The organism is Nocardioides exalbidus (genome assembly GCF_900105585.1).
GTDB lineage: Bacteria > Actinomycetota > Actinomycetes > Propionibacteriales > Nocardioidaceae > Nocardioides > Nocardioides exalbidus.
This window is the reverse complement of sequence record NZ_FNRT01000002.1, coordinates 870,419-894,767: the sequence shown is the minus strand read 5'-3', so window position 1 is coordinate 894,767 and position 24,349 is coordinate 870,419. Positions and strand designations below refer to the sequence as shown.

Annotated in this window: 22 protein-coding genes; 17 read left to right on the top strand and 5 right to left on the bottom strand. The window is 72.3% G+C overall.

The features are described from left to right. Positions 1-30: 30 nt before the first annotated feature. Positions 31-777, bottom strand: a complete 747-nt coding sequence (locus BLV76_RS04685; protein WP_090968090.1) for an ABC transporter permease — start codon at positions 775-777, stop codon at positions 31-33. After that, positions 774-1,817 carry an ATP-binding cassette domain-containing protein gene (locus BLV76_RS04680; protein WP_090968089.1) on the bottom strand — a complete coding sequence of 348 codons (1,044 nt, stop codon included), beginning with the start codon at positions 1,815-1,817 and terminating at the stop codon, positions 774-776. Before BLV76_RS04680 ends, BLV76_RS04685 begins: the two co-directional genes overlap by 4 nt. Before the next feature lie 62 nt (positions 1,818-1,879). On the opposite strand from BLV76_RS04680, the gene BLV76_RS04675 reads away from it, so the two are divergent. After that, entirely contained in the window at positions 1,880-2,827 is a 948-nt protein-coding gene (locus BLV76_RS04675) for a helix-turn-helix transcriptional regulator (RefSeq protein WP_217630261.1), read from the top strand. A gap of 81 nt (positions 2,828-2,908) precedes the next feature. Here the strand turns inward: BLV76_RS04675 and BLV76_RS04670 are convergent, their stop codons facing one another. Continuing rightward, complete coding sequence (locus BLV76_RS04670) at positions 2,909-4,156, bottom strand: MFS transporter (RefSeq protein ID WP_090968087.1); 1,248 nt, start codon at positions 4,154-4,156, stop codon at positions 2,909-2,911. Positions 4,157-4,223: 67 nt separating this feature from the next. Between BLV76_RS04670 and BLV76_RS04665 the strand changes: the two genes are divergently transcribed. The 11 genes from BLV76_RS04665 (at position 4,224) to BLV76_RS04615 (ending at position 13,900) form a co-directional block, all read left to right on the top strand. After that, complete coding sequence (locus BLV76_RS04665; RefSeq protein ID WP_090968086.1) at positions 4,224-4,811, top strand: winged helix-turn-helix domain-containing protein; 588 nt, start codon at positions 4,224-4,226, stop codon at positions 4,809-4,811. Then, positions 4,808-5,686 carry an alpha/beta hydrolase gene (locus tag BLV76_RS04660; protein WP_245734534.1) on the top strand — a complete coding sequence of 293 codons (879 nt, stop codon included), beginning with the start codon at positions 4,808-4,810 and terminating at the stop codon, positions 5,684-5,686. The genes BLV76_RS04665 and BLV76_RS04660 overlap by 4 nt, the downstream gene beginning before the upstream one ends. A 9-nt stretch (positions 5,687-5,695) precedes the next feature. Further along, positions 5,696-6,034 (top strand): sterol carrier family protein, encoded by a 339-nt coding sequence (locus BLV76_RS04655; RefSeq protein ID WP_090968085.1) that lies wholly within the window; start codon positions 5,696-5,698, stop codon positions 6,032-6,034. Next, a complete protein-coding gene (locus BLV76_RS04650; RefSeq protein ID WP_090968084.1) occupies positions 6,031-6,933 on the top strand; it encodes a 2-hydroxyacid dehydrogenase in 903 nt (300 codons plus the stop codon). The genes BLV76_RS04655 and BLV76_RS04650 overlap by 4 nt, the downstream gene beginning before the upstream one ends. Before the next feature lie 9 nt (positions 6,934-6,942). Further along, positions 6,943-7,749: a GNAT family N-acetyltransferase gene (locus BLV76_RS04645; RefSeq protein ID WP_090968083.1), complete on the top strand. Its 807-nt coding sequence runs from the start codon at positions 6,943-6,945 to the stop codon at positions 7,747-7,749. 116 nt (positions 7,750-7,865) lie between these two features. Next, positions 7,866-9,212, top strand: coding sequence for a dipeptidase (locus BLV76_RS04640; protein ID WP_090968082.1), 1,347 nt, complete (start codon positions 7,866-7,868; stop codon positions 9,210-9,212). A gap of 99 nt (positions 9,213-9,311) precedes the next feature. Then, positions 9,312-9,785 carry an SRPBCC family protein gene (locus BLV76_RS04635; protein ID WP_090968081.1) on the top strand — a complete coding sequence of 158 codons (474 nt, stop codon included), beginning with the start codon at positions 9,312-9,314 and terminating at the stop codon, positions 9,783-9,785. Further along, positions 9,782-10,813, top strand: coding sequence for an NAD(P)H-binding protein (locus BLV76_RS04630; protein WP_175539578.1), 1,032 nt, complete (start codon positions 9,782-9,784; stop codon positions 10,811-10,813). The genes BLV76_RS04635 and BLV76_RS04630 overlap by 4 nt, the downstream gene beginning before the upstream one ends. Before the next feature lie 65 nt (positions 10,814-10,878). Then, complete coding sequence (purF, locus tag BLV76_RS04625; protein WP_090968079.1) at positions 10,879-12,417, top strand: amidophosphoribosyltransferase; 1,539 nt, start codon at positions 10,879-10,881, stop codon at positions 12,415-12,417. 31 nt (positions 12,418-12,448) lie between these two features. Next, on the top strand, positions 12,449-13,528 hold the full coding sequence (purM, locus tag BLV76_RS04620; protein WP_090968078.1) for a phosphoribosylformylglycinamidine cyclo-ligase: 1,080 nt from the start codon (positions 12,449-12,451) through the stop codon (positions 13,526-13,528). A gap of 132 nt (positions 13,529-13,660) precedes the next feature. Further along, positions 13,661-13,900 carry a DUF3073 domain-containing protein gene (locus BLV76_RS04615; protein ID WP_425433728.1) on the top strand — a complete coding sequence of 80 codons (240 nt, stop codon included), beginning with the start codon at positions 13,661-13,663 and terminating at the stop codon, positions 13,898-13,900. Positions 13,901-14,068: 168 nt separating this feature from the next. On the opposite strand, the gene BLV76_RS04610 is transcribed toward BLV76_RS04615, so the two are convergent. Continuing rightward, positions 14,069-15,157, bottom strand: coding sequence for a Glu/Leu/Phe/Val family dehydrogenase (locus BLV76_RS04610; RefSeq protein ID WP_090968077.1), 1,089 nt, complete (start codon positions 15,155-15,157; stop codon positions 14,069-14,071). 102 nt (positions 15,158-15,259) lie between these two features. Next, entirely contained in the window at positions 15,260-16,573 is a 1,314-nt protein-coding gene (locus BLV76_RS04605) for a hypothetical protein (protein WP_090968076.1), read from the bottom strand. Between the two features lie 242 nt (positions 16,574-16,815). Here BLV76_RS04605 and pstC point away from each other — a divergent pair, with 242 nt between their 5' ends. The 5 genes from pstC to BLV76_RS04580 are packed head-to-tail and all read left to right on the top strand — an operon-like array spanning position 16,816 to position 24,311. Next, positions 16,816-17,835 (top strand): phosphate ABC transporter permease subunit PstC, encoded by a 1,020-nt coding sequence (gene pstC / locus BLV76_RS04600; RefSeq protein ID WP_245734533.1) that lies wholly within the window; start codon positions 16,816-16,818, stop codon positions 17,833-17,835. After that, positions 17,832-19,016 carry a phosphate ABC transporter permease PstA gene (pstA, locus tag BLV76_RS04595; protein WP_090968075.1) on the top strand — a complete coding sequence of 395 codons (1,185 nt, stop codon included), beginning with the start codon at positions 17,832-17,834 and terminating at the stop codon, positions 19,014-19,016. The genes pstC and pstA overlap by 4 nt, the downstream gene beginning before the upstream one ends. After that, positions 19,016-20,731 (top strand): substrate-binding domain-containing protein, encoded by a 1,716-nt coding sequence (locus BLV76_RS04590; RefSeq protein WP_090968074.1) that lies wholly within the window; start codon positions 19,016-19,018, stop codon positions 20,729-20,731. The genes pstA and BLV76_RS04590 overlap by 1 nt, the downstream gene beginning before the upstream one ends. Next, complete coding sequence (locus BLV76_RS04585; RefSeq protein ID WP_090968073.1) at positions 20,728-23,361, top strand: hypothetical protein; 2,634 nt, start codon at positions 20,728-20,730, stop codon at positions 23,359-23,361. Before BLV76_RS04590 ends, BLV76_RS04585 begins: the two co-directional genes overlap by 4 nt. Further along, positions 23,358-24,311 (top strand): sortase, encoded by a 954-nt coding sequence (locus BLV76_RS04580; RefSeq protein WP_090968072.1) that lies wholly within the window; start codon positions 23,358-23,360, stop codon positions 24,309-24,311. Before BLV76_RS04585 ends, BLV76_RS04580 begins: the two co-directional genes overlap by 4 nt. Positions 24,312-24,349: the final 38 nt, after the last annotated feature.

The following is a 24,349-nucleotide window of genomic DNA, read 5'->3' as shown; positions in this document are numbered from 1 at the left end:
GGTGACTCCCCCGGCAGAGCGGGCCAGACCTCAGCTCGAGCGACGCATCGCCCGCACCCCGACCCAGAGCCCGAGCGCGGCGACCACGGCGGCGCCGGCGACGCCCTGGAGCACGACGTCGGCGGGGAAGGTGCCGGCGAAGAGCGCGCGGGTGGCGTCGACGACGTACGTCATCGGGTTGATCGCGGAGACCACCTCGAGCCAGCGGGGCGCGCCGTCGACCGGCAGGAGGACGCCCGCGGTGAGCAGGGTCGGGAACAGCAGGGTCTGCTGGATCGTCCAGAACATCCAGTCCTGGCCCTTCGAGGCGAGCGCCAGGGCGAAGGACAGGGCGCCGATCCCGACGCTGAAGAGCGACAGCACGAGCGCGGCCACGACCACGCCGCCGAGGTGCAGGTCGAAGCTGAACGGCGTCACGACGGCGACGATGATCGCCACCTGCATCAGCATCGGCACGACCTCCTTCAGCGCGCGTCCGACGAGCAGTGCCGGGCGGCCGAGCGGTGAGACGAGCTGTCGCTCGTGCGAGCCCGACTGCATCTCCTCCATGAGGTTCGAGCCGGTGAACGACGCGCCCATCAGCGCCGTCATCGCGACGATGCCGGGCACGAACCACTGCAGAGCCGAGCCGGTCGCCATCTCCGGCAGGAGCGGCGCGAACAGCCCGAGGAAGACCAGCGGCTGGATCATCGCGAACACCACTGCCATCGGCTCGCGCCAGACGGGCTTGAGCTCGCGGTTCATCACGTTGACGGTGTCCTGGACGAAGGTGCTCATGCTGCGACCTCGCTCTCGATGGAGGTGGGCTGGTCGGACGCGGCGTCCGAACCGGGGGTGGGGGACTGCTGGGACTCGCGCAGGCTGCGACCGGTGAGGTCGAGGAAGACGTCGTCGAGGGTCGGTCGTGCGACCTCCACCCGCGTCGGAGGTACGCCGTCCGCGGCCAGGTCGGCGAGCAGCCCGCCGACGAGCGTCGAGCCGTCCTTCACCCGGAGGTCGACGCCCCGGTCGGTGACGTCGACGCGCGACGCGGGCACCCGGGACAGGCGCGAGGCCGCACGCGCGGCCCCGGCCGGGTCGGCGTACTCCATCCGGACGAGGTCGCCGAGGCCGGACTTGAGTCGCGCGGCGGAGTCGTCGGCGATGACCGTGCCGTGGTCGACGACGATCACGCGGCCGGCGAGGGCGTCGGCCTCCTCGAGGTAGTGCGTGGTGAGCACGACGGTGCTGCCGGTCTCGGAGTGGAGGCGCTGGATGAGCTCCTGCAGGTTGATCCGGTTCTGCGGGTCGAGCCCGGTCGACGGCTCGTCGAGGAACAGCACGCGGGGCAGGTGGACCAGCCCCATCGCGATGTCGAGGCGGCGTCGCTGCCCGCCGGAGAGCGAGGAGACCTTGCGGTCGGCGACCGCGGTGAGGTCGAGGTCCTCGATCAGCTCGCCGGCCCGGCGTCGGGCGTCGGCGCGCGAGAGCCCGTGGGCGCGGCCCTGGCTGATCAGCTCGTCGCGGCCGAGCTGACGGTGCCCGGCACCGTTGCCCTGGCCGACGAAGCCGATCGCCTGGCGCACGTGGCGCTGCCCGGTGACGACGTCGTGCCCGGCGACGCTCGCGGTGCCGGAGGTGGGTGGGACGAGGGTGGTGAGCATGCGCAGCGTGGTCGACTTCCCGGCCCCGTTGGGTCCGAGGAAGGCGACCAGCTCGCCCTGCCCGATCTCGAGGTCGAGGCCCTTCACTGCCTCGACGGTCTGCTTGCGCGAGGTGAAGTGGCGGGTGAGGCCACGGGTCACGATCGCCGGTCCTGTGTGGGTGGTGTGGGTCATGCAGATGACGTTAGGAACCCATCAGGTCAGGAAGTGTCCGCATTGAGAATATCCTGGAGGACATGAGCACGAGCGAACGGATGCTGCGGCTGCTGTCCCTCCTCCAGACCCACCGCTACTGGCCGGGTCCGGAGCTGTCCGAGCGCCTCGAGGTGAGCGACCGGACGCTGCGTCGCGACGTCGACCGGCTGCGCGAGCTCGGCTACACCGTCGACGCCGTCCGCGGTGCCGCCGGTGGCTACCAGCTCCGCGCCGGCGGCTCGCTCCCGCCGCTCCTCCTCGAGGACGAGGAGGCCGTCGCGGTCGCCGTCGGGCTGCGTACGGCCGCGGCCGGCGCCGTCGCGGGGATGGACGACTGGTCGGTGCAGGCGCTGTCGAAGGTGCTGTCCCTCATGCCACCGCGACTGCGCCGGCAGATGGACGCCGTCGCGAGCCAGACCGACTCGCCCGGCCCGTGGGAGGGCGCCCCGGTCTTCGACGCGGCCGTCCTCACCACGCTCGCCCAGGCCTGCCGCGACAGCGAGATGCTGCGCTTCGACTACGCCGCGCGCGAGGCCGAGGTCACGCACCGCCGGGTCGAGCCGCTCCGCCTCGTGTCCATCGGCCGCCGGTGGTACCTCGTCGCGTGGGACCGCGACCGGATGGACTGGCGCAGCTTCCGCCTCGACCGGATCTCCGACCCCGAGCCCACCGGCCAGCGGTTCCGTCCCCGCGACCTCCCCGGCGGCGACGCGCTCGCCTTCGTGCAGCAGGGCATCAGGCGGATGCCCCAGCGCCACGCCGTACGCGTGCGGCTGGCGATGACCGCCGACGACCTCGCCGCCCGGGTCGGGCGCTGGGGCACGGTGACCCCGGACGGTGAGGGCTGCGTGCTGGAGATGAACGTCGACGACCTCGACTGGCCGGTCATGGTGCTCGCCGGCTCGGGCGCGGACTTCGTGGTCGAGTCGCCGCCCGAGCTGGCCGAGAAGGTCGCCGAGGTGGGCGCCCGCTTCTCGCGGGCCGGATGAGGACTTGGCACCCGAGTCTCCCGCTTCGTCACCCAGATCTGGGCCGACAAGCGGGGGAGTCACCGGATATCCGGTGACTCGCTAGGCAGCGAGCACCGGCTCCTCGGCCGGGATCGCCCACTCCGACGGCTTCGGCACGGAGCGGATCGTCCGGCTCGAGGTGAGCAGCACGGCGAGGAGCGCGGTCGCGACGACGAGGACGCCGATCGCGAAGGTGCCGCCCCGGTGCTCGAGGAGGTAGCCGCCGAGCAGCGGGGCCAGCGGCATCACCGACATCGACACGAACTGGCTGGTCGACCCGACGCGACCCTGCAGGCGGGCGGGTGTTACGGCCATCCGGTACGACCCGATGCCGGCGTTGCCGACCGGGTTGAGCAGCAGCAGGAAGAACGTGCTCACGCAGGCGGTCCAGGTGCTGGCGGAGAAGGCGAGCGGCACCAGCGGCAGGCAGCACATCCAGCCGATCAGCACGGTCAGCCGCCCGGTCGCCAGGCGCTGGATCAGGCTGGGCGCCATCATCGCGCCGAGGATCCCGCCGATGCCGGCGGCCGTCGAGACGAGCCCGATCTGGGCGGCCGGCACGCCCTCCTGCACCATCCGCAGCACGACCACGAAGAAGATCGCGTTGGTGACCAGGTTGGTCATCGACGACCACGCCAGCAGGGTCCGGAAGAACGGCCGCGCCCACATGAAGCGGAAGCCCTCGGTGAGCTGCTGGCGCAGCGGCTCGGCCGTCCGGTGCGGGGCCGAGAGGTCGGTCCGCACCCGGCTGACGGTCACGCAGGCGATCGCGAAGGTGATCGCGTCGACCGCGAAGGGCAGCCAGCGCGTGACGGCGTACAACGCACCCCCGAGCGGCCCGCCCAGCAGCGAGGCGACGTGCTGGCGCGCCTGGTTCTGGCTGAGCGCGGTCGGCAGGTCCTCGGTCGCGACCACGGACCGGATCGCCGACATCTGCGCCGGGTTGAAGACGCCGGCCGCGACGCCCGACACCAGCGCGGCGCCGACGAGGTGCGGGAGCGTGAGGCGGTCGGTCGCACCGGCGACGGCGAGGGAGGCGTACGCCGCGCAGCCGCTCGCGCTCGACAGCAGCATCAGCCGCTTGCGGTCGACGCGGTCGGCGAGGACCCCGGCCGGCAGGAGCGTGGCGCAGAGGCCGCCGAGGTAGGCCGCCTCGACGACCGCCGCGGTCAGGGCCGAGCCGCTCAGCGCGTAGGCGATGAGCGGGAAGACGAACATCGACAGCGCGCTGCCGAGCTCGCTGACGGTGTCGCCGATCCAGAGGACGGTGAAGTCGCGGTTCTTCGCGAGCTGGCGGTATCCGGGCATATCCGCACCATATGGTGCGCAAGTAATGTTGCGCAATATTTCGTGCGCAACTCGGTAGAGTGCGCGCATGGCCGAGTCACGACCCCTGGGCGACCCCCGCGTGCTGCGCGCGATCGCGCACCCCGTCCGCAACCGGATCCTCGACGAGCTCTCCGCGTCCGGCCCGGTGCGGGCCGCCGACGTCGCCCGCCTGCTCGGCATCCCGGCCAACCAGGCGAGCTTCCACCTGCGCCAGCTCGCGAAGTACGGGCTGGTCGAGGAGGCCCCGGAGGAGGCCCGCGACAAGCGGGACCGGGTCTGGCGCGCGGCCGCTCCCGCCGGCTACACCGTCAACCTCGGCACGATGGCCGACGAGCCCGGCGGCCGGGCTGCCGTCGAGGTCTTCCGCGCGAGCCAGCTGGCCCGCCTGCACGCCGTCATCGACCGCACCTTCGTCATCGACCGGCCGAAGGGGAGCGGGGTCTTCTCCACCTCCGACCACACGCTCAAGCTGACCGACGAGGAGGCCCAGGAGCTTCGCAAGGAGGTCGACGACCTCATCGACTCCTGGGCCGACCGGACCCGCGGCCGCGACCCCGAGCGCCGGACGTACCTCCTCCTCCAGGTCGTCCAGCCCTACCCCGACGCGGACGACCCGGCCGACGCCGGACAGTGACGGCACCCCGGACCGAGCCGACCGGCGCCCGGCTCCGAACCACCGGCATGCGCCGTCGTTCGCTGCTCGCCCTGCCCGCCGCGGGTCTCGCGGCCGCCGCCCTGGCGGCCTGCTCCGACCGCCCGTCGGGCAGGGTGGGACCCGTGGCGGACGAAGCGAGCACCGAGCGGATCACCTACGGCGAGGACCCGAGCCAGTGGGTCGACCTGCACACGCCGGGCGATGCGAGCCGCGGGCTCGTGGTCGTCATCCACGGCGGCTTCTGGAAGGCGCAGTACGGCGCCGACTACGGCGCCCCGCTGGCCGAGGACCTCGTCGGCCGGGGCTGGACGGCCGCCAACGTGGAGTACCGCCGGGTCGGCAACGGCGGCGGCTTCCCCGAGACGCTCGACGACATCCACGCCGCCATCGGCGCGGTCGCGGCCCGCGCCGACGGCCCGGTCGTCACGCTCGGCCACTCCGCCGGTGGCCACCTCGCGACGTGGGCCGCTGCGCGCGGCCGCTTCGACCGGTGGTCCGGCGGTCCGGCCCTCACGCACGTGGTCAGCCAGGCCGGCGTGCTGGACCTGCGCGACGCCGTCGCACAGCACCTCGGCTCCGACGCCGCGCTCGCGTTCCTCGGCGACGCGGACGCGACGACGTACGACCAGGCGGACCCGCTCACCCAGGTGCCGCTCGACGTGCCGGTCTGGGCGGTCCACGCGAGCGACGACGACGTCGTGCCCGTCGAGCAGTCGAGGACGTACGTCGACGCCGCCAGGGCCGCGGGTGCGGAGGCCACGCTGGTCGAGGTCACCGGTGGCCACTTCGGCGTGATCGACCCCTCCAGCGACGCCTGGGCCGCCTGCGTGCGGGTGCTCGACTCCATCGCATAACTTGGGGACGTGCCCGCACGCCTCAAGGTCCTCACCGCAGCCGAGCTCGAGTCCGCAGACACGAAGGCTCGTGTGAAGCACTACCTGGCGGTCCTCGAGACCCGCGCGCCCGGCAAGTCGGTCGAGGTCCGCGTCCCGCCCTTCGCCGCCGTGCAGGCCATCCCCGGCGTCCGCCACACGCGCGGCACGCCGCCGGCGGTCGTCGAGACCGACGCCGAGACGTGGCTGGCGGTCGCCACCGGACGTACGACCTGGGCCGAGGCCGTCGACTCCGGGAAGGTGGCCGCGAGCGGCGAGCGCACCGACCTGACCCCCTACCTCCCGCTGACCGAAGGAACCGCCCCGTGAAGGCCGTCATCTCCTCCCGCACCCTCGCCGACGCGGTCGGCCCGGTCGACGGGGTCGAGGTCGACGTGTGGAACGGCGAGGGACCCGCGCCCGAGGGCGACGTCGACCTCTGGGTGCCGCACTACGCCACGAGCGCCGGCGTCCTCGACCAGGCAGGTCAGCTCCGGGGCCTGCAGGTCGTCCAGCTGCAGAGCGCCGGGTACGACGGCGTGCTGGAGCGGCTGCCCGCCGGCATCACCCTCTGCAACGCGAGCGGCGTCCACGACGACGCGACCGCCGAGCACGCGGTCGGCCTCGTGCTCGCCAGCCTGCGGGGCATCCCGGAGGCCGTGCGCAGCCACGGCCACTGGGAGACCGACAAGATGCGTCGCTCGCTGGCCGACTCCCGGGTGCTGGTCCTGGGCTACGGCTCGATCGGGCGCGCGCTCGCCGAGCGGCTCCTGCCGATGAAGGCGGTCGTCACCGCCGTCGCCTCCCGCGAGCGCCAGGACGACCTCGTCGGCCGGGTGCGCGGCATCGCCGACCTCGCGCAGCTGCTGCCCGAGCAGGACGTCGTCGTCGCGCTGGTCCCGCTCAGCGACGCGACCCGCGGCCTGCTCGGCGCCGAGACGCTCGCGCTGCTGCCCGACGGTGCGCTCGTGGTCAACGTCGCCCGCGGACCGGTCGTCGACACCGACGCGGTGATCGCGGAGGCGGGGCGCCTGCGCTTCGCGCTCGACGTCACGGACCCCGAGCCGCTGCCCGACGGCCACCCGCTCTGGGACGCCCCCGGCGTGCTCATCACGCCCCACATCGCCGGCGGCACCACGGCCATGCTGCCCCGCATCGCTGCCCTCGTCCGCGACCAGCTCCGCCGCCGCGTGGCCGGCGAGCCGCTCGCCAACGTCGTGTCTGGGTAGGTTTCGCCCATGCACGTCAGCTCGCTCGGCTTCCAGACCGACCTCGCCCTCCTGACCTCGTCCGGCAGCGTGGTCGAGGACCGCGGCACCCACCTCGTCGTCCGGTCGCCGGAGAACCCGTCGTACTTCTGGGGCAACTTCATCCTGCTCGCCCAGCCGCCGGTGCTGGGCGGCGAGAAGGAGGTCGTGGGCGCCTTCCACACCGAGTTCCCGCTGGCCGACCACGTGAGCATCGGCATCGACACCGCCGACCTGTCCGAGGAGTCGCGGGCCGCCTTCGAGGCTGCCGGGCTGGTCGTCGACGTCGCCACGGTGCTCTCCGCGTCGCGCGTGAACCTCCCGCGCAAGGTGGAGGGCGAGGTACGCGAGGTCACGAGCGACGAGGACTGGGAGGGGCGGGCGCGGCTGAGCCAGCAGCTCTACCCGCGGACGTCCGAGGACACATTCATGACCTACGCCCGGCAGAAGAACGCCCAGGAGCGGCGCCTCGTCGACGCGGGTCGGGGGAAGCGGTTCGGCGCGTTCGTCGACGACACGATCGTCTCGACCGCCGGCGTCTTCGTCACCGAGGACGGCGTCGCGCGCTACCAGAGCGTCGAGACCCACCCCGACCACCGCCGCAAGGGGCTGGCCGCGGCCGTCGTCCACGCCGCGGGTCAGCACGCGCTCGACCACCTCGACGTACGCCGTCTCGTGATCGTCGCTGACACCGACGGAGAGGCCATCGGGATCTACCGACGGCTCGGTTTCAACGACGTCGAGCGCCAGCTGATGATGGAGAAGCGCAGCGGCGAGTGGGCGACCCTCGACTCGTAAGAGGAGGGTGTGGGTTTCGACGCGCCCGACGCGGGTTCGCAGGCTCACCCGCGGGCTTGCTCAACCTCCCGACCCACGCCGTCAGCGACTCCGTCGCTCCCGGCTAGGGTCGTGACATGACTGTCGACATCGCCGCTCGTCTCGCCGAGGTCATGCCCGGCCTCCGCCGAGACCTCGAGGACCTGGTCCGCATCCAGTCCGTCTCCGCCGACCCCGCCCGCGCCGGCGAGGTCGAGCGCAGCGCCGAGGCGACCCGCGACCTCTTCGCGGCCGAGGGGTTCGACGCCGAGATCGTGAGGGCGTACGACGGTGCGCCGCCGGCCGTGATCGCGAAGAAGGCCGGCCCCGAGGGGGCGCCCACCGTCCTCCTCTACGCCCACCACGACGTCCAGCCCGAGAACGACCACGCCGACTGGGACTCCCCGCCGTGGGAGCCGACCGAGCGCGGGGACCGGCTCTACGGGCGCGGTGCCGCCGACGACAAGGCCGGAATCGCCGCCCACCTCGGCGCCGTCCGGATCTTCGGCGACGAGCTCCCGGTCAACCTCGTGATGTTCATCGAGGGCGAGGAGGAGGTCGGCTCCGACACCCTCGTCGACCTGCTGAACGCCCACCGCGACCGCCTCGCCGCCGACGTCATCGTCATCGCCGACTCCGGCAACTGGGACATCGGCGAGCCGGCGCTCACCACGTCGCTGCGCGGCCTGGTGCGGATGGACGTCGAGGTCCGCACCCTCACCCACGCCGTGCACTCCGGCATGTGGGGCGGCCTCGTGCCCGATTCGATCATGACGCTGAGCCGCCTCATCGCCTCGCTGAACGACGACGCCGGCGACGTCGCCGTCGAGGGCCTCCACTCCGGCCCGGCCGCGGACGTGGAGTACCCGGAGGCCCGGCTCCGCGCCGAGTCCGGTGCCGCCGAGGGCATCGAGTGGATCGGCACCGGCTCGATCGTCGAGCGCCTGTGGACCAAGCCGTCGATCAGCATCACCGGCTTCGACGCGCCCAAGGTCGAGGGCGCCTCCAACACGCTCGTCCCCGCCGCCCGCTGCCGCATCTCGATGCGCATCGCGCCCGGTGACACCACCGCCAACGCCGTGGCGTGCCTCCAGGCGCACCTCGAGAAGCACACGCCCTGGGGCGCCACGCTGACCGCGACCGTCGTCGACACCGGCGAGGCCACGCAGATCGACGCCAGCGGTCCGGCGTACGACGCCGCGCGCGCCGCCTTCGCCGAGGCCTGGGACGGCACCGCTCCCGTCGACATGGGCGTCGGCGGCTCGATCCCGTTCATCGCCGAGTTCCTCGAGGCGTTCCCGCAGGCCAGCGTGCTCGTCACCGGCGTCGAGGACCCCGACACCCGCGCCCACGGGGCCAACGAGGGTCTCCACCTCGCCGAGTTCGAGAAGGTCGTCAAGGCCGAGGCGTTCCTCCTGCGCAACCTCGGCGCCCTGCCCCGCTGATCGTCGCTCCCCCCGACATCCCGTGCTGAAGCACCACCGCGTCGCCGCACCGCTGCGCGGGTGGTCCGCAACGCTGGAGCACGCGGATACCGTGGAGGCATGGCGACCTTCCACGCGCGCGACCGCTCGTCCGCGGTCCTGCAGTCGGGCCGCGCCGAGGTCTGGGAGGTCCTGACCGACGCCGCGCTCATCGCGCGGATGACGCCCTACGTCACCCGCATCGACGTCGAGGGCGACCGGTGGACCTGGCGGATGGCCACGCTGCCGGTGCTCGGCACCTCGGTCGCGCCGACCTTCACCGAGGTGATGGACCTCGAGCCGATGAGCCGGATCCGCTTCACCCACGACCCCGACCGGCCCGACGAGATGACCTCGGTCATGGGCACCTACGAGCTCGCGGACCACGACGGCGGCGGGACCTCGGTGAGCATCGACCTCCAGATCGCCTGCGACCTGCCGCTGCCCGGGCTCGCCCGCCCTGCCGTCGAGCGGGTGATGGCGGGGGTCGTGAAGCACATGGGCGCGGTCTTCTCCCGCAACCTCCTCCAGCACCTGGGCGAAGAGGCCGCGTGAGGGTCCTCGTCCTCGGCGCGACCGGCTACGTCGGCTCCCGCCTGGTCCCGCACCTCCTCGAGCGCGGCCACGAGGTGGTCGCCGCCTCGCGCTCGGTGCCCGACCCGGGCCGGTTCGGCTGGGACGACCGGGTGGAGGCGATCCGGTGCGACGTCGCCGACCCGTCGGCCGTGGCCGAGGCCCTGGCCGACGTGGACGCCCTCGTCTACCTCGTCCACTCGCTCGACCGCACGGACTTCACCGACGTGGACCGCAACGGTGCCGAGGTCGTCGCGGAGGCGGTGGCCGCGGCCGGGCTGCGCCGGATCGTCTACCTCTCCGGACTCGTCCCCGACGTCGCCGAGGACCAGCTCTCCGCCCACATCTCCTCGCGGCTCGAGGTCGAGCGGATCCTGCTCGGCGCCAGCGACGACGCCGTCGCCCTCCGTGCCGGGGTCGTGCTCGGCGCCGGCTCGACGTCGTTCGAGATCGTCCGGCAGATCGCGACGCTCTTCCTCGTCCAGCCGGTCCCGACCTGGATGCGGAGCACGGTCCAGCCGATCGCCGTGTCCGACGTGCTCCGCGCCTTCGACGACGCCCTCGCGGGCGAGATCAGCGGCGCCGTCGACGTCGGCGGCCCTGACGTCCTGCCCTATCCCGACCTGATGCGCGCCTGCGCCCGGGAGGCCGGGCTGCCGCGCCTCCGGGTGCCCGCCCCCGTCGCCCCCGAGGGCCTGGTCGGCATCGCCACGGCGCTCGCCACGACCGCGCCGTTCCACACCGTCACCGCGCTCATCGAGTCGTTGCGCCACGACATGGTCTGCCGCCCCGACCACACGTGGGCGCCCGCGACCGGAGGTCCGCTCCTCGGCGTCGAGGAGGCGATCGGGCGGGCGACCACACGGCAGTACGCCGGCCCCGAGGGCGCGCTGCCCTCCGACCCGACCTGGACGCGTCCGCACCCGCTCCTCGACGTCGTACCCCTCCCGGCGTCGGCGCGGGCCGCCGCCCGGCTCGCCCTCCACCGGCTCGGATCACTCCTCGGATGACCAGTGGGTGAGCAGCCGTCGCCTCGGTTCGTGGGCCACCCCCGATCGCCCGTAGACTGACGGCCGTGCCCTACCAGAAGAGCAAGCCGACTGGTGGCGACGGCCGCCTCACCACGGCCCTCGACCCGCAGGACCAGGGCCCGCAGGACGCCTGCGGCGTCTTCGGCGTCTGGGCCCCCGGCGAGGACGTCGCCAAGCTGACCTACTTCGGGCTCTACGCCCTGCAGCACCGCGGCCAGGAGTCGGCGGGCATCGCGGTCAGCAACGGCCGCCAGATCCTGGTCTACAAGGACATGGGGCTGGTCTCGCAGGTCTTCGACGAGTCGACGCTCGACTCGCTCAAGGGCCACCTCGCGATCGGCCACTCGCGCTACTCCACCACCGGCGCGTCGACGTGGCACAACGCGCAGCCGACCTTCCGCCCGACCGCCGACGGCTCCATCGCGCTCGGCCACAACGGCAACCTGATCAACACCGCTGAGCTCCGCGACATGGTCACCGCCCTGCCCGGCCCGGCCGGCGAGCTCGACATCAAGGGCGTCGAGGGTGCGACCAACGACACGAGCCTCGTCACCGCACTGCTGGCCCACCACCCCGACACCTCGCTCGAGCAGCGTGCGCTCGAGGTGCTGCCGCAGCTGCGCGGGGCGTACTGCTTCGTGTGGATGAACGAGAACACGCTCTACGCCGCCCGCGACCCCCAGGGCATCCGCCCGCTCGTCCTCGGTCGCCTCGACCGCGGCTGGGTCGTCGCCAGCGAGGACGCCGCACTGGCCACCATCGGCGCCAGCGTGGTCCGCGAGGTCGAGCCCGGCGAGATGATCGTCATCGACGAGAACGGCCTGCGCTCCCACAAGTTCGCCGAGCCCGCGCGCAAGGGCTGCGTGTTCGAGTACGTCTACCTCGCCCGCCCCGACGCCACCATCAACGGTCGCAACGTCCACGAGGCGCGCGTCGAGATGGGCCGCCGCCTCGCGCGCGAGTTCCCCGTCGACGCCGACCTCGTGATGCCCGTGCCCGAGTCCGGCACGCCCGCCGCGTCCGGGTACGCCGCCGAGTCCGGGATCCCGTTCGGCCAGGGCTTCGTGAAGAACGCCTACGTCGGCCGCACGTTCATCCAGCCCAGCCAGACGCTGCGCCAGCTCGGCATCCGGCTCAAGCTCAACGCCCTCGAGCACATGATCCGCGGCAAGCGCATCGTCGTGGTCGACGACTCGATCGTGCGCGGCAACACCCAGCGCGCCCAGGTGCGGATGCTCCGCGAGGCCGGCGCGCTCGAGGTGCACGTGCGGATCTCCAGCCCGCCGGTGAAGTGGCCGTGCTTCTACGGCATCGACTTCGCGACCCGCGCCGAGCTCATCGCCAACGGCCTCGACGTCGACGAGATCGCCGCGAGCGTGGGCGCCGACAGCCTCGGCTACATCTCGCTCGAGGGCATGATCGAGGCCACCAAGCAGCCGGCCGAGCAGCTCTGCCAGGCCTGCTTCACCGGCGAGTACCCCATCGAGCTCCCCGACGAGAGCCTGCTGGGCAAGCACCTGCTCGAGGCGACGCTGCAGTCGCCCACGATGGGCCGCGCGCTGCCGGTCCTCAACAACCCCTGATCCGCCCAGCACCGTCACCGAGGGAGCCCCGTTGACCGACCAGCCCGCCGCACCTGAAGGGGCCTACGCCGCTGCCGGGGTCTCGATCGAGGCGGCCGACCGCGCGATCGACCTCATGAAGGGCTGGGTCGAGAAGGCCCGACGCCCCGAGATGATCGGCGGCCTGGGTGGCTTCGCCGGGCTCTTCGACGCCTCCGCCCTGACCCGCTACGAGGCGCCGCTGCTGGCGACCTCCACCGACGGCGTCGGCACCAAGGTCGCGATCGCGCAGCTGATGGACGTCCACGACACCATCGGCTTCGACCTCGTCGGCATGGTCGTCGACGACCTCGTCGTCTGCGGTGCCGAGCCGCTCTTCATGACCGACTACATCGCCTGCGGCCGGGTCGTCCCCGAGCGCATCGCGGCGATCGTCAAGGGCATCGCCGAGGCCTGCGTCGTCGCCGGCTGCGCGCTCATCGGCGGCGAGACCGCCGAGCACCCGGGCCTGCTCGGCCCCGACGACTACGACGTCGCCGGCGCCACGACCGGTGTGGTCGAGGCCAGCAAGCTCCTCGGGCCCGGTCGTGTCCGTCCCGGCGACGTGGTCATCGCGATGGAGGCCAGCGGCCTGCACTCCAACGGCTACTCCCTCGTGCGCCACGTGCTGCTCGACCGGGCCGGTTGGACGGTCGATCGCCAGGTCGACGACTTCGGTCGCTCCCTCGGCGAGGAGCTCCTCGAGCCCACCCGGATCTACGCCAAGGCGTGCCTCGACCTCGCCGACCGCACCGAGACCCACGCGATGTCGCACGTGACCGGCGGTGGTCTGGCGGCCAACCTCGAGCGCGTGATGCCGCAGGAGCTCTCGGCCCGCATCGACCGTGCCACGTGGACGCCGCAGCCCGTCTTCGACGTCGTACGACGCGTGGGCGACGTGTCGCAGGCCGACCTCGAGGCCACCCTCAACTGCGGCGTCGGCATGGTGTCGCTCACCGCGCCCGACTCGGTCGACACGGCGATCTCGGTGCTCGCCGGCCACGGCGTCCGGGCCTGGGTCGCCGGTGAGGTCACCGCCGATGCCGACAACGGCGGGCGCGTGCTCCTCGAGGGCCAGCACCCCGGTTGGTGACCCGCCGGCGAGGCCGCTGGAGAGAAATCCGTGGGCTCGGCGACGAAATGCCGGACCACGGTGTGCGGGAACAGCCACCGCTCAGGTAGCGTTGTCCCCACGATATGTAACCGATCAGACCGGGCGCGTCGAGTGCTCCTCGACAGCCCCGGCCAAGTGTGCGAGGGGGTCGACCCTATGGGGCGCGGCCGAGCGAAGGCGAAGCAGACCAAGGTCGCACGCGACCTGAAGTACCGGACTCACGAGACGGACTTCGGCGCGTTGGCGAATGAGCTGCACGGCAATGGCAATTCTCATCCCCGGCCGACCGAGGTCGAGCCGGACGAGGACGAGTGGTCGGACTATGCCGATCCTCGTCGTCGCGAGAGCTGACTGAGCCCACCTGATCGCCACCCGGCACCCCGGGTGGGTCGGCGTACACGCACGCCCTCAGGTGACCGGGCAGCTCCTCCCCGTCAGCGACGGTGACCGGGCACTTCATCGCGCCACGACGGGGACGAAGTGCCCGGTCAGCAACCGGGACGGGGACGACGTGCCCGGTCAGAGGTGGATGCCGCGCAGGCGGCCGACCTCGCGCATCCGGCGCTCGGCGAGCCGGTCGGCTGCCTCGGCGGTGGTGACGCCGTCGGTCTTCGCGAGCGCGAGGACCTTGCGGGTGGTCTCGAAGATGCCCGACGCGCGCTGCTGCGCGCGCTCGAAGGAGAAGCCCTCGAGCTCGTCGGCGACCTGGATCACGCCGCCGGAGTTCACGCAGTAGTCGGGGGCGTAGAGGATGCCGCGCTCCTCGACCTGCTTCTCGATGCCGGCGTGCGCGAGCTGGTTGTTGGCCGCGCCGCAGATCACCGTCGCGGTCAGCACGTCGAGCACCTCGTCGGTGATCGCACCGCCCATCGCGCAGGGGGCGTAGACGTCGAGCTGGCTGCGCACGAGCTCGTCGGTCGAGCCGACGCCCTGCACCTGCGGGAAGGCCTCGCGGATCGCGACGACCGAGGGCGCGTGCACGTCGGTCACGACGACCGTCGCGCCGTCCTCGACGAGGTGGCGGACCAGGTGCTTGCCGACCTTGCCGACGCCCGCGACGCCGACGGTGCGCCCGGCGAGCGTGGGCTCGCCCCACAGGTGCTCGGCGGAGGCACGCATGCCCTGGAAGACGCCGTAGGCCGTCAGCACCGAGCTGTCGCCGGCGCCGCCGTGGGCGACCGTCCGGCCGGTGACGAAGTCGCACTCGCGCGCGATGTGGTCCATGTCCTCTGAGAAGGTGCCCACGTCGCACGCGGTGAAGTAGCGGCCGTTGAGCGACTGCACGAAGCGGCCGTAGGCGCGGAGCAGGGCCTCGGTCTTCAGCTCGGCCGGGTCGCCGATGATCACGGCCTTGCCGCCGCCGAGGTCGAGGCCGGCGAGCGCGTTCTTGTAGGACATGCCGCGCGAGAGGTTGAGCACGTCGACGATCGCGTCGTCGGTGCTGGCGTAGGGGTAGAACCGCGTCCCGCCGAGGCCGGGCCCGAGGGCGGTGGAGTGGATCGCGATGATCGCGCGGAGGCCGGTCGCGTGGTCGTTGCAGAAGACGACCTGCTCGTGCTCGCTGCCGAGCTCGAAGACGTCGACGCCCGAACTGACTGCTCCAGACATGCTGTGGGTCCTTTTCTCGTGGGTGCGGCCGCGGGGTGTGCGGGCCTGGTCAACGCGGTCGAGGGGTGGTGACCGCGATCACCTCAGGGTAGTCCCGCGCGCTCAGGTGCTCCGCATCACCACGAGGTCGCCGTGCGTGCCGTAGCCGAGGAGCCTCCCGCCCGCCGGTCGCCCGTTGAACGTCGCCATCAGCCAGCTGCCGTCGACGTGCGCCAGCGTCGGCCACGGCAGGTTGGTGGGGTACGCCGCGTCCAGCACGCCGACGTCGCGCATCGCCAGGTCCAGGACGGGGAAGCGCGCCCGCTGCCCGCGGTGTGAGTCGCGGCCGTCGCTCGCGAGGACGACCAGCTCGCCGTCGACGTCGAGGACGGTCGTGCCCTCGGTCGCCCGTCGGTCGGTCGCCGCACCGAGGAGGCGGAGGTCGTCGAGGGACGGGCCCCCGGCGAGCACCGGGTGGAAGTCGAAGAACTTCCGCGCGCTGACGAAGCCGACCAGCCAACCGCCGTCGCGGCGCACCAGGTGCGGGTCCCAGGTCGCGATCGACTCGAGTCCGTCGGTGGGCAGCGGGAGCTCGCGGGTGTCGAGCACGTGGGTGCCGCGGAGCAGGTCGTCGCCCGACTCGGCGAGGGTGACCCGCAACCCGGACGGCGTACGACGACCAGCTCGCGTGGTCGGCTGCTCGAAGTCGCCCCACGTGCTGGTCGCCACCAGCCAGCGGCCGCCGCTGCGGAGCAGGTGGGTCGCGTGGTCGCCGAAGACCCCCGGTCGGTCGGGGCGGCGGAAGAACAGGTCGGCCGAGTGTGACAGCGCGAGGTCCACCGGGTCGAAGCGCCACACGCTCGTGTGGGCGGTGTCGAAGAAGCCGGGGCCTGCCGACGTCGCCGTCAGCCACAGCTGGTCGCCGTCGCGCAGCGGGCTGCCGTCCTCCTCGGTGACGAATCGGACGTCGCGCAGGCCGAGCTGGCCGAAGCCGCCGGCCGACCCGCCGCCGTCGGGGAGCACGACGTGGAGGTCGGCGAGGGCCGCCTCGTCGCGGGTGTCGACCACCTCGCGCAGGTCGTGCCGGGCGCGCGCGACCCATCCCTCGGCCTCCCGGCTCCACGCGGTGAGGTGGGTGCCGGTCAGCGTCACGCCGAGGGCGGTCGGTGACTCGGCGCGGTGGAAGCGCCGGCTGCGGAGCTCGCGCGAACCGTGCGCGCCGGTCACGGTCAGCGACACCGACCCGTCGTCGAGGACCGCGGCCAACCGGTGACCCGCCAGGTGCAGGGCCACCTCGCCGCTCGCGACGGCGGCAGTCGCAGCGACGTACGGCGCCGGGCTGGGCAGCGCGTGCCTGCCCGCGCCGAGCTGTCGGGCGCCCGGCGCGAGGAGGTCGAACGGGCGCAGCCGTCGGACGACCTCGAGGCGGGGGAGCACCCCGACATGGTGCCGCACCACCCGACCTGACCACGCTCCTGGCTCGACCGGACCATGCCGGCGGTCGGGCCTCGAGAACGTTTCGCCAGCAAGGGCCAACCGTTGGCCCGGCGTTCACCTGCGACGGCGCATCCGTTCCGAATCGGCCCTGATGCTTGCGGCGCTCGCCAGCCGCCACGATCACAGGCCGACTGGAGCGCACACCGTCAGCAGCATTCTCGGGTCCGTTTCGAAAGTCAGCCGTGACCACCACTCTCCCTGCCCAGGACTCTGTCCTGCCCACGGGCCAGCCGACCCCGCGTCGGCTCTCCCGGAAGGCCACCGGTGCCGACCGGGTGTTCGAGCTCAGTGCCCGGACCATCGGCGCGACCGTGCTCGTGGTCACCGGCGGCATCGGCGTCTTCCTCGCCTGGCAGTCGGTGCCGACGCTCGAGCGCTACGGGTGGAGCTTCTTCACCGAGAGCGCCTGGCAGCCCGAGTCCGACCAGCTCGGCATCGCCGCGGTGCTCGTCGGCACGGTCTCGATCGCCGGCGTCGCGATGGCGTTCGCCTTCCCGCTGGCCCTGCTGACCGCCCTCTTCATCAGCGAGTACGCACCCGCGGGCATCAAGCCGACCCTGGTCTCGCTCGTCGACCTGATGGCCGCCGTCCCCTCGATCATCTACGGGATGTGGGGCTACTTCCTCGTCATGCCCCACGCCGCGGCGTTCAGCCTGTGGCTGCACCAGAACTTCGGCTGGATCCCGCTCTTCCGGGTCGACGCCGATCCGAACGCCGCCGTGTGGGACCAGTCGCGCTACATCGGCAGCGCGTTCTGCGCCGGCATCGCGGTGGCGATGATGGTGCTCCCGATGTCGTGCGCGGTGATGCGCCAGGTCTTCTCCCAGACGCCGCCCGGCGAGAAGGAGGCCGCCCTCGCGCTGGGCGCCACCCGCTGGGGCATGATCCGCGCGGTCGTGCTGCCCTTCGGTCGCGGTGGCATCATCGGCGGCACGATGCTCGGCCTCGGCCGCGCCCTCGGCGAGACCATCGCCGTGCTGCTGATCATCTCGCCCGACTTCATCATCAAGCCACGCATCCTCGAGGTCGGCACGAGCTCGGTCAGCGCGCTGATCGCCGGACGGTTCGGCGATGCGAGCGCCGCGCAGCTCTCCGCGCTCCTCACCGCCGGCTTCGTGCTCTTCCTCATCACCCTCGTCGTCAACACGCTCGCCGCGGTGATCGTGTCGCGCAGCCGCTCGGGAGCGGGGACGGACGCATGACGACCACCCGGGACACCACCACGCAGGGCGCGGGTACGACGACCCGCACCGCGACGACGTACCTGCCCGTCCGCGACCTCGACGCACCGCCCGCGGTGCGCCGGGCCAGCCTCGGCAAGCCCACGGCCGAGGAGCGGTTCACCGTCGTCGGCGCTTGGGTGAGCGCCTTCGCGCTCGCCTGGATCATCACCCAGCGGCTGCTCCCGCTGAACGGGCCCGCCTGGCTGCTGTTCGCCTGGTTCGTGCTCGGCCTGCTGATGAGCGCCGTCACCACCTCGATGTCCGGCCGCCGGGTCGACGTGGTCGACCGCGTCGTCAGCGGCGTCGTCACGTCGGGTGCGCTGGTCGTCGGCGCCGCGCTCGTGAGCACCGTGGTGTTCGTCGTCTACCGCGGCTGGGAGCCGCTGCTCCACCTCAACTTCTTCGTCGACGACATGGCCGGCGTCGGTCCGCGCGACCCGTTCGACAAGGGCGGCATCGGCCACGCGATCCTCGGCTCGGCCATCGAGCTCGGCATCGCGATCGCGGTGACCCTGCCGCTGGGCATCGGCACCGCGGTCTTCATGACCGAGGTCGGTGGCCGCTTCGCCGTGATCGTCCGCACGATCGTCGAGGCGATGACCGCGCTGCCCTCGATCGTCGCCGGGCTGTTCATCTACACGGTGCTCATCGTCGCCCTCGGGTTCCCCCGGTCGGGCTTCGCTGCCGCCATGGCGCTGTCGGTGATGATGCTCCCGATCATCGCGCGCGCCGCCGACGTGGTCCTCCGCGTCGTGCCGGGCGGCCTGCGCGAGGCGAGCCTCGCGCTGGGCGCGAGCCGGTGGCGCACCGTGTGGCACGTCGTGCTGCCCACCGCCCGTCCCGGCCTGGCCACCGCGCTGATCCTCGGTGTCGCGCGCGGCGTCGGTGAGACCTCGCCCGTGCTGCTCACCTCGGGTGTCGCGACCTTCTTCGTCACCAACCCGACCGACGGCGTCATGAACTCGCTGCCGCTCTACATCTTCAAGGGCGCCCGCAGCCCCGAGCCCATGGACATCGAGCGCGCCTTCGCGGCCGCCACCGTCCTGCTCGTCCTGGTGCTGGTGCTCTTCGTGATCGCCCGCCTCGTCGCCCGTCCCCCGCGCGCCAGCGCCCGCCCCCGTCGTACGACCCGCGCCAAGCGCACCGCTGAGGAGTCCTGATGAGTCGACGTTTCCACCGTCTCGGCGCCGCCCTGCTGGCCGCCGTGCTCCTCTCCCTCTCCGGACTCGGCGCCGCCAACGCGGACGAGCTCGGACCGGGTGGCCTCGGCAACGCGACCCCGCGCGCGGCGTACGCCCAGATCGAGGGCTCGGGCTCCACCTGGTCCGAGGTCATCGTGCAGCAGTGGATCTCCGACGTCGACGCGCTCGGCATGAAGGTCACCTACAACGGCGGTGGCTCCTCGCAGGGCCGCAAGAACTTCGCGCAGAACGTCACCGACTTCGGCATCTCCGAGATCCCCTACCCGGGCGTCGACGAGTTCGGCAACGCCGACAACAGCAACGGCCGCGAGTTCGCCTACCTGCCGATCGTCGCCGGTGGCACGGCTTTCACCTACCAGCTCAAGATCGGCAACGAGCTGGTCCGCAACCTGCGGCTCTCGGGCGAGACGCTCACCAAGATCTTCACCGGCGTGATCACCGACTGGTCCGACCCGGCGATCACCAAGGACAACAACGGCCGCGCCTTCCCGAAGCTCGCGATCACCCCGGTGGTCCGCTCCGACGGCTCCGGCACGACGGCACAGCTGACGACCTGGATGGACGCGGAGTACCCCGACGTCTGGCGGCCCTACTTCGGCAAGAGCGGCTTCACGTCGTACTACCCGCGCAAGGGCCGGATGCTCGCCCAGTCGGGCTCCGACCAGGTCATGAACACGATCTCCGGCTTCGCCGGCAACGGCACGATCGGCTACGTCGAGTACGCCTACCCGCTCAACAAGGACTACCCGGTCGTCAAGGTCCTCAACAACGGCGGCTACTACGTCGAGCCGACGCAGTACAACGTCGCGGTCGCGCTGACCAAGGCCAAGATCAACGAGGACACGTCCTCACCGCTCTACCTCACGCAGATCCTCGACGGCGTCTACAACGCCACCGACCCGCGGGCCTACCCGCTCTCGTCCTACAGCTACATGATCATCCCGACCGGTGCGAGCGACCAGCGCATGTCGACCGCCAAGCGCCAGACGCTCGGCGACTTCATGTACTACTCGTTGTGCGAGGGACAGGCCAAGGCCGGCCCGTACGGCTACTCGCCGCTCCCGCTCAACCTGGTGCAGGCCGGCTTCACGCAGCTGGCCAAGCTCAAGGCCGCCGACCCGGCCGTCGACATCGAGAACCGGGACGCGACCAAGTGCAACAACCCGACCTTCGTCTCCGGCAACCTCAAGGAGAACCGGCTCGCGAAGATCGCGCCGCAGCCCGCTGCGTGCGACGAGGAGGGCCAAGGCCCGTGCGGCACCGCGACCGGCACTGGCGAGCCGTCCACCGACGAGGGCCAGCCGACCGACTCGGGTGACGGCTCGGACAAGTCGGGTGGCAAGGGCAACGGCGGCGCCACCGGGACCACCGGCGGCGGCGGTGGCGGAGGTGGCGGAGGCGGCGGCGCCGGCGACGGCGCGACCACCGAGGTCGACCCGGTCACCGGCGAGACGGTCAGCACCGGTGGTGGCGGCGGTGGCGGCGGCGGTACGACGGACGCGGCGGGCACCACGACCGACCCGATCTACGCCACCCCGACCGAGCTCTCGGCCAGCCGTCCCGGCGACGACCGGGCCTTCGGCGCCCTGGCGGCGCTCGAGCTGCTCGCGCTGATCCTCGTGCCCGGACTGCTCATCGCGCGCGGCGTACGACGTCGGGGTGCGGGCCAGTGAAGCGCCTCCTGGATCGATCCCGCCTCCTGGTGGTCGCCGTCCTCGGCATCACCGTCAGCCTCCCCGCCGCGCTCGGCGTCGGGCTCACGACAGGAGTCGCGACCGCCGCACCCGGGGGGAACAAGCCGGCCTACGAGCAGACCAGGCACCTCGACCGGTCGATCGTCGTGGGCGGTCAGTCCCTGGCGATCGACTCCCGCGACATGACGGTGACCGTCGACCGGACCACCCAGCTGCGCGGTCGCGAGCGGGTCAACATCTCGTGGACCGGCGCGCACCCGACGGGCGGGCGGGCGTCGAGCCCGTTCGGCGAGCAGGGGCTGCTGCAGGAGTACCCGGTCGTGATCCTCCAGTGTCGCGGCCTCGACGACCCCAGCCTGCCGCTGGACAAGCAGCTCTCGCCGGAGACGTGCTGGACCTCGTCGCGTGCGCAGCGCAGCCAGGTCGTCGACGAGACCGAGGCGGTGTGGCGCCACGACGCCTTCGCCACGGATGCCGCGCGGGGCCAGAAGTACGGCCTGGACCCGATCCCGGCCGAGTGCAACGACGTCGCGAACTTCTCCACGCACATCACGCCGTTCCGCGCCGCCAACGGCACCGTCTACGCCAGCTGCACCTCCGAGACGATGCCGCCGGAGGCGGCGATCGGAGCGGCCTTCCCGCCCGCGGAGCAGGCCGCCTACAGCGACCTCGAGGGCAACGGCCACACCAAGTTCGAGGTCCGCTCGGACATCGAGAACGAGTCGCTCGGCTGCAACGACAAGGTCGCCTGCTCGATCGTGGTCATCCCGATCCAGGGCATCAGCTGCCTCGACGAGGACCCCGCCTGCAGCCGCGGCGGCCAGTTCGAGCCCGGGTCGAGCAACTTCGCGAACCAGGGCGTGGACCTGACGGCGTCGCCGACGCTCTGGTGGGCGGCGTCGAACTGGCGCAACCGGTTCTCGATCCCGATCACGTTCGGCCTCCCGCCGGACGCGTGCACCGTGCTCGACGACCGCGCGCCCACGGGCTTCTACGGGTCCGAGCTGATGTCGCAGGCCTCGCTGCAGTGGTCCCCGTCCTTCTGCCTCAACAAGAAGCGGTTCAAGTTCCAGCACAACAAGATGGCCGACGCCGCCGGCTTCACCCTGGCCGAGAACGGCGGCGGCGCCGCGGCGTTCGTCTCCGGCGAGCACGCCGTCAAGGGCACCGACCCGATGGCGTACGCCCCGACGGCGGTCACCGGCTTCTCCATCGGCTACGTCATCGACCGGCCGGGCAACAGCGGCGAGTTCACCGGGCTGAAGCTCAACGCGCGGCTCATCGCGAAGCTGATGACCCAGTCCTACCTCGGCAGCGAGCTCGGCCGGGCGCACCCCGGGATGTCCACGAACCCGGTGTCGCTGAACGTCGACCCGGAGTTCCAGAAGCTCAACCCGGGCCTGGACACCATCACGCGCGAGGCCGCCGCCACGCTGCTCTCGCTGTCGGAGTCGAGCGACGTGATCGAGTCCCTCACGTCCTACATCGCGCAGGACAAGGACGCCGCGGCGTTCGTCGCCGGCAAGGCCGACCCGTGGGGCATGAAGGTCAACCCGAGCTACAAGAAGATCAAGCTGCCGACCCCGGAGTGGCCGCTCCTCGACGACTTCGTGCCGGTGACCGCCGACGAGTGCCGCCAGCAGAACCCGACGCCGTACTTCACCCAGCTGGCCGCGCCGGTCAACTCGATCCGCAAGATCGCCGAGGCCATCCTCGACGCCTGGCCCAACGTGCAGACCAAGTGCGAGCGCTCGACCATCACCGACCCGTGGAAGATCGGTCGCGTCGACCGCCAGGGCGTCGGCACCCGCTTCATGCTCGGTGTCGTCAGCATGGGTGACGCGGAGCGCCTCGGGCTCGACCAGGCTCGGCTCCAGACGCGGAACACGTTCGTCGCCCCGTCGAGCGCCGGGATCTCCAGGGCGCTCCGCCTGGCGAAGCCGAGCAAGAGCGGCGAGGAGCCCTTCACCCTCGAGATGGCCGACATGGTCAAGGCCAACGCCTACCCGGGCACGATGATCGTCTACACCGCGGCGCGTACGGCCAACCTGCCGCAGGAGGACGCGGACAAGGTCGAGCAGTTCATCGAGGTGGCGACCACCGAGGGCCAGAAGGAGGGCTACGGCAACGGCCAGCTCCCTCCCGGCTACTACCCGCTGAAGAAGACGGGCATCACCGCCCCGCTCTGGAAGCAGGCGCAGTCCGTGGCGGCTGCCATCGGTGAGCAGAAGGGCGCGACCGACAGCGACGGGTCCACCGGAGGCTCCGGTGGCGGCGCCGGCGGTTCGGGTGGCGCCGGCGGCGGTGGCGGCACCACCGACCCCGGTCCCGGCAGCGTGACCGAGGTCGGTGGCAGCGGCACCGAGGAGTCGCCGACCGACGAGGGCGGCACGGGCCAGAACGGCAAGGGCGGCGAGGGCGACCAGGGCAAGGGCGACACGACCGACGACGAGGCCGACGAGCCGGAGCTCGTCGCCATGCCGCCCACGACGGAGGTCTCCTCCCCGGTCGCCGAGCGCGCCCTGCCCCTCCTGCTCCTCGTCGCGCTCGTGAGCGCCATCGCGGCGAACCTGATCCGGCTGCGCCACCTGCGCCGGAGGCGGTCATGACGATGACGACCCCGCGCCCGACGACGCCGGCCTCACCGGCTGGGGGCACCGCTCCCGCCGTGAAGGCCCCGGCCGCCCGCCGCACCGAGCCCCGCCCTGCGCCGAGCCAGGGCGACGACCTCTGGTCCGTCGTGTCGACCACCTCGGTGATGGTGTGCCTGGTGGCCGGCTGGATGGTCGCGCAGATGCTCTACCTCGGCGGGCTGGCCCAGGACCGCGCCCAGGACGAGCTCTACACCGAGTTCCGTGCCGAGCTGGCTGCCGGCACGGCGCCGATCGGCCCGGTCACCGAGGTCGGCAAGCCCGTCGCGACCCTGTCGATCCCGCACATCGGCGTCGACCAGGTCGTCGTCGAGGGCACGGCGTCGGGCGACCTCCTCGACGGTCCCGGCCACCTGCGCAACACGGTGCTGCCCGGCCAGGAGGGCACCTCCGCGGTGTTCGGCCGCGCCAGCACCTACGGCGCCCCCTTCGCGCGGATCGGCGACCTGGTCGACGGCGACCAGATCAACGTCACCACCGCGCAGGGCGAGGTCCGCTTCCGCGTGATCGGCGTACGCCGTGCGGGCGACCCGCTTCCCCAGCCCCGTCCCGACGGTGCCGCGCGGCTCGTCCTGGTCAGCGGGGAGGCGAGCGGCTCCCGGCTGCCGTCGCTCTCGCCCGGCCAGGTCGTCTACGTGGACGCCGAGGCGGACGAGGCGTTCCAGACCCCCGCGGGCCTGCCCCGCGTGGTCCCCGAACCGGAGCAGGCGATGGGCACGGAGTCTGGAGCGGTCATGCCGCTGCTGACGCTGTGCCTGGGGCTGCTCCTGGCGTTGACGCTCGGCGTCATCGCCGCCCGGCAGCGGTTCTCCACTGCCCTGGTCTGGGTCGTCACGACACCCGTCGTGATCGCCGTCGCCTGGCTCACCACCGATGTGGTCATGCGGCTGCTGCCCAACCTGATGTAACCGAAGTGACCTGCTCCACCCGTCAAGGAACCACCCAC

Bases quoted from the DNA above. Each gene is read 5' to 3' on its own strand.
- BLV76_RS04685 (WP_090968090.1), bottom strand. From the start codon at position 777: ATGAGCACCTTCGTCCAGGACACCGTCAACGTGATGAACCGCGAGCTC.
- BLV76_RS04680 (WP_090968089.1), bottom strand. From the start codon at position 1,817: ATGACCCACACCACCCACACAGGACCGGCGATCGTGACCCGTGGCCTC.
- BLV76_RS04675 (WP_217630261.1), top strand. From the start codon at position 1,880: ATGAGCACGAGCGAACGGATGCTGCGGCTGCTGTCCCTCCTCCAGACC.
- BLV76_RS04670 (WP_090968087.1), bottom strand. From the start codon at position 4,156: ATGCCCGGATACCGCCAGCTCGCGAAGAACCGCGACTTCACCGTCCTC.
- BLV76_RS04665 (WP_090968086.1), top strand. From the start codon at position 4,224: ATGGCCGAGTCACGACCCCTGGGCGACCCCCGCGTGCTGCGCGCGATC.
- BLV76_RS04645 (WP_090968083.1), top strand. From the start codon at position 6,943: ATGCACGTCAGCTCGCTCGGCTTCCAGACCGACCTCGCCCTCCTGACC.
- BLV76_RS04640 (WP_090968082.1), top strand. From the start codon at position 7,866: ATGACTGTCGACATCGCCGCTCGTCTCGCCGAGGTCATGCCCGGCCTC.
- BLV76_RS04635 (WP_090968081.1), top strand. From the start codon at position 9,312: ATGGCGACCTTCCACGCGCGCGACCGCTCGTCCGCGGTCCTGCAGTCG.
- BLV76_RS04610 (WP_090968077.1), bottom strand. From the start codon at position 15,157: ATGTCTGGAGCAGTCAGTTCGGGCGTCGACGTCTTCGAGCTCGGCAGC.
- pstA (WP_090968075.1), top strand. From the start codon at position 17,832: ATGACGACCACCCGGGACACCACCACGCAGGGCGCGGGTACGACGACC.
- BLV76_RS04590 (WP_090968074.1), top strand. From the start codon at position 19,016: ATGAGTCGACGTTTCCACCGTCTCGGCGCCGCCCTGCTGGCCGCCGTG.
- BLV76_RS04580 (WP_090968072.1), top strand. From the start codon at position 23,358: ATGACGATGACGACCCCGCGCCCGACGACGCCGGCCTCACCGGCTGGG.